7 protein-coding genes, 1 tRNA gene and 1 riboswitch are annotated in these 9,568 nt (G+C 74.1%); of the genes, 2 read left to right on the top strand and 6 right to left on the bottom strand.

From position 1 onward, the window contains the following. Positions 1–199 precede the first annotated feature (199 nt). The 6 genes from ACFWXO_RS11825 to ACFWXO_RS11800 all read right to left on the bottom strand — a co-directional run bounded on the left by ACFWXO_RS11825 (position 200) and on the right by ACFWXO_RS11800 (position 6,817). Positions 200–529 (bottom strand): hypothetical protein, encoded by a 330-nt coding sequence (locus tag ACFWXO_RS11825; protein WP_375882638.1) that lies wholly within the window; start codon positions 527–529, stop codon positions 200–202. A gap of 453 nt (positions 530–982) precedes the next feature. Beyond that, a complete protein-coding gene (locus ACFWXO_RS11820; protein WP_380523402.1) occupies positions 983–2,347 on the bottom strand; it encodes an FAD-binding oxidoreductase in 1,365 nt (454 codons plus the stop codon). A 131-nt stretch (positions 2,348–2,478) separates the two neighbouring features. Next, on the bottom strand, positions 2,479–3,708 hold the full coding sequence (locus ACFWXO_RS11815) for an MFS transporter (RefSeq protein WP_380523401.1): 1,230 nt from the start codon (positions 3,706–3,708) through the stop codon (positions 2,479–2,481). Between the two features lie 49 nt (positions 3,709–3,757). After that, the gene (locus ACFWXO_RS11810) at positions 3,758–4,585 is read right to left on the bottom strand and encodes a MerR family transcriptional regulator (protein WP_380523400.1); all 828 of its coding nucleotides are present in this window, start codon (positions 4,583–4,585) and stop codon (positions 3,758–3,760) included. A gap of 175 nt (positions 4,586–4,760) precedes the next feature. Then, positions 4,761–4,848, bottom strand: a tRNA-Ser gene (locus ACFWXO_RS11805). 64 nt (positions 4,849–4,912) lie between these two features. Further along, a complete protein-coding gene (locus ACFWXO_RS11800) occupies positions 4,913–6,817 on the bottom strand; it encodes a S1C family serine protease (protein ID WP_375882647.1) in 1,905 nt (634 codons plus the stop codon). 208 nt (positions 6,818–7,025) lie between these two features. Further along, positions 7,026–7,174, top strand: a riboswitch (TPP riboswitch). Here ACFWXO_RS11800 and ACFWXO_RS11795 point away from each other — a divergent pair. After that, positions 7,167–8,579, top strand: coding sequence for a purine-cytosine permease family protein (locus ACFWXO_RS11795; RefSeq protein WP_380523399.1), 1,413 nt, complete (start codon positions 7,167–7,169; stop codon positions 8,577–8,579). (Overlaps the previous riboswitch by 8 nt.) A 79-nt stretch (positions 8,580–8,658) precedes the next feature. Next, positions 8,659–9,483: a glycerophosphodiester phosphodiesterase gene (locus tag ACFWXO_RS11790; protein ID WP_375882651.1), complete on the top strand. Its 825-nt coding sequence runs from the start codon at positions 8,659–8,661 to the stop codon at positions 9,481–9,483. Positions 9,484–9,568 lie beyond the last annotated feature (85 nt).

Genomic DNA, 9,568 nt, shown 5'->3' with positions numbered 1-9,568 from the left:
GTGCCGATGGCGGCACCGCCCACGAGGCCGGCTTCGCGGCGACCCTTTCCGCTGGCCGGTCCATGCGTTCGTCCGGTCTCCCCGGTCCGCCCGGGGCGGGAAGCCCGCCCGGTGACCGTTCCGGACCCCACCGCGGATGCTCAGCTCACCCGCGGCCGTCCACCTCCGGCGCCCCCGCCGGCAGTGGCACCCGGGGCCGTCAGGGGAAGATCGGGGCGAAGATGACGTTGATGTTCTTGTTGCCCTGACCGGCCAGGACGTTGCCCGCGTTGTCCTTCACCGCGACGGTGTTGTTCTGGTTCGAGGCGCCGGCGCCGGTGGCCGTCTGCTGGTTGGAGACGTAGTTGCCGTCGAGGCCGCCGAAGATGTTGCCGGTGCCCGTGTTGGACACCACGCCGGCGTTGGAACCGGCCGCGGCGCCCGCGCCGTTGTCGGCGGCGGCGGCCCCGGCACCGGCCAGCAGCAGACCGGCCGCCAGCGGGGCGGCGAGCAGGAACCCGGACACCCGGCGGGTGTTGAAGCGAGCCATGTGAGCCTCCAAGAAGCCGTTAATCGTGCATTGGTCGAGCATGGTGCGGGGGTTCGCCGGCCAGACGAACACCTGCGGGCTGCGACGCCGGGAGAAAGACTTCCGCAACAAATCGACAAAGCACTAGCCGACGGAGCAGTTTTCGCCCGTTAGCGTGATATCCACCCGGGCCGCGCATAACGGGCGGAAGATCGGACAGTGCGCCGACACACCGCTACTGACCTGCGACTTCGCCCGTTCGGCGGCCTTTCCGCGGACGTCGGACGACGGCGCGTCAGTGCCGTACGAACCTCCGGGCGCACCACCCCCGGCGCGGGCCACCCCTGAACACGCCCCCGAAAGGTTCGCCCACCCTTCCAAGTCGACTTTCCAGCCATTCACAGACCATCGGAAAGTCGTACCGAGAATGCGGGCCGAAGGATGCGCATGAGGAGAAGATATCCACGCCGAAAATCAGACCATCTTGCCCGGATTGAGGATGCCCAAGGGGTCGAAGACCGCCTTCACCTGCCGCTGCAGGTCCAGCCCGACCGGCCCCAGCTCACGGGCCAGCCAGTCCCGCTTCAACAGCCCCACCCCGTGCTCCCCGGTGATGGTGCCGCCCAGCTCCAGCCCGAGCGCCATGATCTCGTCGAAGGAGCGCTGGGCCCGCGCCGTCTGCTCCGGGTCCGCGGCGTCGAAGATCACGATCGGGTGGGTGTTGCCGTCCCCGGCGTGGCTGACCACCCCGATCGTCAGCGCGTGCCGCTCGGCGATCGCCGCGACGCCGTTGAGCATCTCGGCCAGCCGGGAGCGCGGCACCGCCACGTCGTCGATCATCGTGGTCCCCAGCCGGTCCAGCGCGGGCAGCGCCAGCCGCCGGGCCGCCAGCAGCAGGTCCGACTCCGCCTGGTCCTCGGCCGGAACCACCTCGGTCGCCCCGGCCTCCCGGCACAGCTCCGCGACCCGGGCCAGCCCGGCCTCCCGGTCCGGCCCGTCGAAGGCCACCAGCAGCAGCGCCCGGGTCGACTCCGGCAGCCCCATCTGCCCCAGCTCGTTGACGGCCCGGACGGAGACCGCGTCCATCAGCTCCATCAGCGACGGGGTCAGCCCGCGCTCCATCACCGCGCAGACCGCCGCCCCCGCCGCGTCCGCGCTGGGGAACTCCGCCGCCAGCGCCAGCTGCGGCTCCGGCGCGGGCCGCAGCGCCAGCACCGCCCGGACCACCACCCCGAGGGTGCCCTCCGAGCCGACGAACAGCCGGGTCAGGTCGTACCCGGCCACTCCCTTGGCCGTGCGGCGCCCGGTGGACAGCAGCCGGCCGTCCGCCAGCACCACGTCCAGCCCGAGCACGTACTCGCTGGTGACGCCGTACTTCACGCAGCAGAGCCCGCCCGCGCCGGTGCCGATGTTGCCGCCGATCGTGCAGGACTCCCAGCTGGACGGGTCCGGCGGGTAGCAGAGACCCAACTCCTCGACCGCGCGCGACAGTTCCGCGTTCACCACGCCCGGCTCGACCACCGCCACCCGGTTCACCGGGTCGATCTCCAGGATCCGGTTCAGCTTCACCAGCGACAGCACGACGCAGCCGTCGACGGCGTTCGCCGCCCCCGACAACCCGGTCCGGGCCCCCTGCGGCACCACCGGCACCCGCAGCTCGGTCGCGGTGCGCAGCACGTGCTGCACCTGCTCGACCGTCTCCGGGAAGACCACCACGGCGGGCGTCCCGGCGGCGCAGAAGCCCGCCATGTCGTGGCTGTAGGCGGCGGTCACGTCCGGATCCACCACCACCGCCTCCGCCGGGAGGCCCAGCGCCAGTCGGTCCGTCAGATCACTCATCGCCGCCTCCAGTCACCACCGCGCCGCCGCCACCTCCGCACTCTGCCCCGAGGCCCGGAGCCGGGCAAGTGGGCCTCGGCACCGGCCACCGGCCGCCGGCCCGTGTCCCGCCGACCGGCGGTGCCGGTCGGTCAGGCCCGGCGCAGCACCGGGGTGGCGAGGGCCGCCAGCCCGGCCGCCCCGGTGGCGAGGGCGCAGAGCAGGGCGGGCGGGACGGCCCCCGTCGCGTCCGCGGCCGTCCCGAGCAGCCCGGTGGACAGCACCAGGGCGAGGCTCTGCACCAGCGTCAACAGGGCCTGCACCCGGGAGAGATGGGAGTTCGGGGCACCGCCGAGCACCAGCGGCCCGAGGTGGCAGGCGAACAGTCCGGAGCCGAGGCCCACCACCGTGCTGCCGACCACCGCCGCCCCCGGACCGCCGGACAGCGCCAGCAGCACGGTGCCCGCCGAGGCCGTGCAGAGCCCGGCGGCCGCCCCGACCCCCGGCCGGGGCAGCCCGCCGCGCCAGGCGACCGCCGCCGCCACCGCGAGCACCCCCGCCGCCTGACCGGCGGTCACCAGTCCGGCGGTGCCCGCCGCCCAGCCGTGTGCCCGGGCGAGCAGCGGGCCGAGCAGCGAGACCACGGGCAGCAGCGCCCCCGCGGCGGCCCCGGTCAGCAGCAGCGCGGCCCGCAGCAGCGGATCCCCCAGGGCCAGCCGGACGCCCGCCCCCGCCTCCCGCAGCAGGCCCACCGGGGCGGCGGCGGGAGCCGGACCGGGCCCCTCCCGGTCCGGCCGGACCCGCAGCAGGACCAGCAGGACGACCGCGAAGCTCACCGCGTCCGCCGCCGCCGCGCCCGCGAGCCCGCCCCCGGCGACCAGCAGGCCGCCCAGCGGCGCCCCGAGCAGCACCGCGCACTGCCCGCCGGCCTGCCGCAGCGCGAGCGCCCGGGGCAGCCGGTCCGCGGGCACCAGCCGGCGCGGCATCGAGCCGCTCGCCGGGAGGTGGAACGCGTCGACCGCCCCGGTCACCACGGCCGCCCCGACCAGCAGCCACAGCGGCGCGCCCCGGCCGCCGGCCACCGCGAGCGCCAGTGCGGCGGTCACCACCAGCATCACCGCGTCCCCGACGAGCATCACCCGGCGGGCGCCGAACCGGTCCGCCACCGCCCCGCCCAGCAGGACCAGCACCGTACGGGGCACGGTGACCGCCGTCAGCACCAGCCCGGCCGCCCCGCCGCCGTACCCGGAGGCGGCCCAGCCGAGGGCGAAGGACAGCGCGGCGTCACCCAGCAGCCCGGCCTGGGCCCCGGCCAGCCAGAGCAGGTACGGCCGGGGCAGGGCGGTGCGCCGGGCCGTCCCGGCGGAGGTCGCGGTGGTCATGCCGGGTGACGCTAGGACCCTCGACCTGGTCGAGGGCAAGCGGCGGCCGCTACCTGCGGACCACCGGTTCCTGGAACTCGACGACCCAGCCGGACCGGTCGGCCGGGGTCTCCAGGTAGCGCTCCCGGGCGTAGCCGGTCGAGCGGTAGCCGTTCTGGTCGATGTAGCGGGCCAGGGCCTGGAAGCTGCCCATCGCGTCGTCCATCGAGCCGCGGTGGACGATGGTCACCGCCTCCTCGATCGGCGCCAGGTCGACCACCTCGATGTCGTCCCGGCCGGCCCGCACGGACGGCGCGACCTGGAGGGCCACCCGGACGACCACCGAACCGTCGCCCTCCGGCCCGTCCTCGTACCGGGCGACGGACGGCCCGACCACCTCGATCCCGGCCTGCTCCACCCGTCGGCACAGCTCGTCGAAGAGCGGGCCGATCACCGGGGTGATGTCCTCCGGCGCGTAACTCGCCGCCACACCGCTCAGTTGGGCCACCCGCACGGACGGAACGGGCTTCACCACGACATCGTGCTCGAACATGTTCCCCTCACTCTCGATCGTCCGGAGCCTCGCCTCCACCCGGGCCAGCCGCTGCTCGTCCGCCGCGATCGCCTCGGCGAGCTGGGCCCGCCGCAACCGCAGCATCCCGCGCAGCTCGGCCGGGTCCGGGTGCTCGTCCAGCACGGCCCGCACCTGCTGCAGCGTGAAGCCGAGTTCCTTGAGCGCGATCACCCGGTTCAGCCGGGCGAGTTGGCCCGCCTCGTAGGAGCGGTACCCGGTGGCCGGGTCCACCCTGGCGGGTGTGAGCAGGCCGATCGCGTCGTAGTGGCGCAGCATCCGCACCGACACCCGGCCGTGGACGGCGAAGTCTCCGATGTTCAACATGGTGCTCCCACTCCACCGTCTCCCCCTGTGTCAGGGTCAACCCCCGGCCGCCGGCCCGGCCGCGACCCCGCGTCGGCCCACCGCCGGCCCGCCGCCGGCCCGCCCCGGAAAACACCGAGGGCGGGTGCCGAAACGATCTCGGCACCCGCCCTGAGCAGGTGTTTTCTCCTACCGGCGGAGAGCGTGGGATTCGAACCCACGGTGACGGGTCACGCCACGACAGTTTTCAAGACTGTTCCCTTAGGCCGCTCGGGCAGCTCTCCAGGCGGAGGTCAGCCTAACGGGTCCGACGGCCTTCGGCGCACACGATTCCGCGGGCCCGGGGGGTCACTGATCGCCGTCCCGCTGGCCGAGCGTGACCTTGGTGGTCATGGTCTGGCCGTTGCGGGTGTACTCGACGTCGACGGTCTCGCCCGGCTTGTGCGTCCAGATCCGGCTGACCAGGGCGGGACCGTTCTCGATCGGCGCGCCGCCGAGCTTGGTGATCACGTCGCCCGGCTTGAGGCCGGCCTTGTCGGCCGCGCCGCCGGGGGTGACGGCGGGCTGGCCCTGGACGTCCTTGGTCTGGATCTGCGCGCCGTCGCCCTTGTAGTCGTCGTTGCGCAGCACGTCGAGCTTGGCGTAGACCGGCTTGCCGGTCTTGATCAGGGTGTCCGCGACCCACTTGGCCTGGTTGATCGGGATGGCGAAGCCCAGGCCGATGCTGCCGGCCCGGCCGTTGGCGGAGGCGTTGGACTGGATCGCCGAGTTGATGCCGATCACCGCGCCGCTGGAGTCCAGCAGCGGGCCGCCGGAGTTGCCGGGGTTGATCGAGGCGTCGGTCTGCAGGGCGTTCATGTACGAGGCCTGCGAGCCGGTCTCGTCGCCGGAGGCGACCGGGCGGTCCTTGGCGCTGACGATGCCGCTGGTGACGGTGGACTCCAGGCCGTACGGCGCACCGATCGCGACGGTGGCGTCACCGACGTTGACCTTGTCGGAGTCGGCCAGCGGCAGCGGCGACAGCTTGCTCTTCGGCGGGTTGTCGATCTTGACCACGGCGACGTCGTAGCCCTCGGCGTGGCCCAGCACCGAGGCGGTGTAGGAGGTGCCGTCGGCGAACTTGACGGTCAGTTTGCCGCCGTTGAGGGCCGGCGCGACCACGTGGTTGTTGGTGAGGATGTGGCCCTCGGTGTCGAAGACGAAGCCGGTGCCGGTGCCCGACTCGGTGCTGTTCTGCGCCTTGATGGTGACGACGCTGGGCAGCGCCTTCTGGGCGATGGCGGCGATCGACCCGGGGACGGGCTCGTTCTTCTGGGTGTTGCTGGCCTGGACGGTGGTGCTGCGGTGGTCGTCCGCCGAGCTGCTGCTGCCCGCGTGGTCGCTGGCGACCACACCGACCGCGCCGCCCGCGATGCCGGCGACCAGCGCGACGGCCGCGAGCAGGGCCACCAGGCCGCCGCGCTTCTTGCGCGGGCCGTGGCCGCCCGGGCCGCCGGGGTACTCGGCGGGGTAGCCGAACGGACCGCCGGGGCCGCCGGGGTGGCCCGCGCCGGCGTCGTGGCCGCCGCCCCAGCCGCCGAGCGGCTGGCCGGCGCCGAAGGGGTGGTGACCGGGTGCGCCGGGCGCGACGGGCGCACCGGCGGCCGGGGCGCCGTACGGCTCCTGGGCGTTGGCGGCCGGGACGCCGTAGCCCTCGTGGGCGCCGGCGGCGGGCACGCCGTGGGTCGGGGTCGCGTACGGGTTGGTGCCCGGGGTGCCCGGCGGCAGGGCGGGCGCGGCCGGAGCGGCGGCGACCGGGGCCGGGGCGGGCGGCGCGGGCGGCAGGACCGGCGGCGGGGCGTCGATGTAGCCGGTGGCCGGGTCGACGGCGGGCTCCTCGACGGCGGGCGCGGCCGGCGCGGCCGGGGCCTCCGGCGCGGGCACCTTGGTGAAGGCGACGGTCGGCTGGTGCCCGCCCTCCGCCGGGGCGGCCTCGGCCGCCGCGCTCGCGGCGGCCGGCTCCGGGACCCGGCCGAACGCCATGGTCGGCTGATGCCCGCTGTCGGCCGGGGCGGCGTCGGCCGACCCGTCCACCGGCCCGGCCACCGGGTTGTCCACCGGTTCGTCCTTCGGCTCGGGAACCCGGCTGAAGGCCATGGTCGGCTTGTGGCCGCCCTGAGCGGTGCCGTCGGGAACGGCACCCGCCGCCTCCGGGGCCCCCGCGGGCTGCTCCCCCTGCGGCCCGGTGGGCCCAACCTCGCGCTCGGTGCTCACGGACGACCTCCATAGCTGACAGAACCAAGGACCATAGTTTTTCGCACCGGCGATTCGATTGCCGTAAGGACCCCTCTGAATAACTCATAAGAATCCTTAGCCGCCACCGACAACCGGGGCTCCCCACCCCCGCCCGGCGTCCCGCGATGCGGACCGCGCACCCCGTGGCCTTTGGCGTTCGTAGCCGTGCCGGTTAGCCTGTCGCTCCAAACTGACACGCGGGAGCTTGGACCGACCAGGCTGAGAGTGCGCATGTCGACCGTACGCCAGGCCAGTGACCGGCGGACCGTCGAGGGGGCGCTGACCGCCGGAACCTGTCCGGGTAATGCCGGCGTAGGGAGTATCGGCCATGCCGCCTGCTTCGCCATCCTCTTCTCCGGGCGCGCCCGCGTCCAAGGATTTCCCGCCGGACCCGGCCGGCGCCGGCGCCGCGCTGCTGGACCACCGCGTCGAGGCACCGCTGGTCCTGGACACCGAGCCGCCGCGCACCCTGCGCTTCCGGGACCACTTCGCGCTGTGGATGAACCTCGGCGTCAGCCTGATCGGCTTCTCCACCGCCGCGACCGTGCTCGGCGAGAAGGGCAGCGAGCTGTCGCTGGCCGCCGCGGTGACGGCGATCGTGACCGGTACGGCGGTCGGCACCGCGATGCTCGGCGTCGCCGCGCTGATCGGGGCCCGCACCGGCGCCCCGGCGATGGCCAACCTGCGCGGCCTGTTCGGCACCCGGCTGTCCTACCTGCCGACCGTGCTGAACATCGTCCAGTGCGTCGGCTGGGGCGTGTTCGAGCTGCTGACCATCGCGGCGGGCGCCCAGACCGTCGCCCACACCAGCGACTACCGCTGGCTGTTCGTGCTGCTCGCGGGCGCGCTGACCACCGCGCTGACGATCTGGCCGCTGGGCTCGATCGCGGTGCTGCGCCGCTTCGTGGCCGGGGCGGTCGCGGTCGCGATGGTGTACTTCACCGTCCAGCTGGGCCGCCAGGGCGTGCCGGACCCGGGCGCGGGCAACTGGCACGGCTTCCTGGGCGCCACCGACGCGATGATCGCGGTGTCGATCTCCTTCGTCCCGATGGCCGCCGACTACACCCGGCACTCGCGCAGCCCGAAGTCGGCCTTCTGGGGCAGCTTCTCCGGCTACACCGTCGCCCAGGTCTGGTGCTACGTGCTGGGCCTGATGGCGCTGCTCCAGTCCGACGGCGACCCGAGCCGGATCTTCGACTCCTTCCTCGGTGTCTGGGCCGGCTGGCTGTTCCTCCTGGTGCTGGTGCTGCGCGAGACCGACCAGTCCTTCGCCAACGTCTACTCGACCGCGATGTCGCTGCAGAACCTGCTGCCGCGGGTGGACCGCCGGGTGCTGAGCGGCGGGATCGGCGTGCTGACCACCGTGCTGGCGCTGCGCATCGACCGGTTCACCGACACCTACAGCAACTTCCTCGGCCTGATCGGCTCGGTCTTCGTACCGCTGCTGGCGGTGCTGGCGGTGGACTACTTCTTCGGCGCCGGCCGGCACGGCTGGGACCTCTCCGAGCGGGCACCGTCCCGCTGGCTGATGCTGCTGCCGTGGGTGCTGGGCTTCGCCGTCTACCAGCTGATCGCGCCGACCGCGGTGGGCGACGGATGGGTGGACTTCTGGACCTCGGCCCAGCGGACCCTGCACTTCACCCCGCAGGAGTGGACCTCGGCCTCGCTGTTCGCCTTCCTGGTGCCGGCGCTGGTCACCTGGGGCCTCACCCCGCTGACCCGCCGCACCGCCCGGGCCTGACGCACCGGGGGCGGAGCCGGCCCCGCAGGTTGGGACCGGCTTCGCCCCGGGTTCACCCGCGCCCCCTATCGTTGGGGCCGTGACCAGCCCAGAACTGCCCTCGGCGGCGGCGCGCACCACGCCCTCCGTCCAGGTGATCGCCCACCGCGGCTCCTCCCACGCCCTGCCCGAGCACACCCTCGCGGCGTACCGGCGCGCGCTCGACGAGGGCGCGGACGCCGTCGAGTGCGACGTGCGGGTGACGGCCGACGGCCACCTGGTCTGCGTGCACGACCGCCGGATCGGCCGGGTCTCGAACGGCCGCGGCACCGTCTCCGCGATGACGCTGGCCGAGCTGGAGGCGTACGACTTCGGCGCCTGGAAGACCGGCCGGCCCAGCACCGACCCCGAGCTGCGCGGCGTGCTGCGGCTGGAGCGGCTGCTCGAACTGGTGGTGGACTGCGGCCGCCCGGTGGACCTGGCGATCGAGACCAAGCACCCGGTGCGGTTCCGCGGCCGGGTCGAGGCCGAGCTGCTGCGCACCCTGGAGCGGTACAAGATCGGCACCGCGCCGGACGGCGAGCGCCCGTCCGCCCGGATCATGAGCTTCTCCTCGATCGCGCTGAACCGGGTGGCCGCCGCCGCGCCCGACTACCGGCGGGTGTTCCTGATCGAACGGATGCTGCCGCTGCTGGGCCGCCTGCGCCCCGGGCAGCCGCTGCCGGGCGGGGCCCGGATCGCCGGCCCCGGCATCGAGCTGATCAAGGCCAAGCCGCAGCTGGTGCCCCGGCTGCGCGAGCTGGGCCACGAGGTGCACGTATGGACGGTGGACGAGCCGGCCGACGTCGAGCTCTGCCTGGAGCTCGGGGTCTCCGCGATCATCACCAACAGGCCCGCCGAGGTGCTGGCCCAGCTCGGCCGCTGAGCCGGGGCCGGGCGCCCCGGGTACCCGGGGAAACCTGATCACCCCGGTCGGCAGTCAAACCTTCCGCGCACGGTATTGCCGGAAT

This window comes from Kitasatospora sp. NPDC059088 (assembly GCF_042738155.1).
Lineage (GTDB): Bacteria > Actinomycetota > Actinomycetes > Streptomycetales > Streptomycetaceae > Kitasatospora.
Note: the sequence above shows the minus strand (reverse complement) of the source record. Positions and strands in the feature narration are given on the sequence as shown.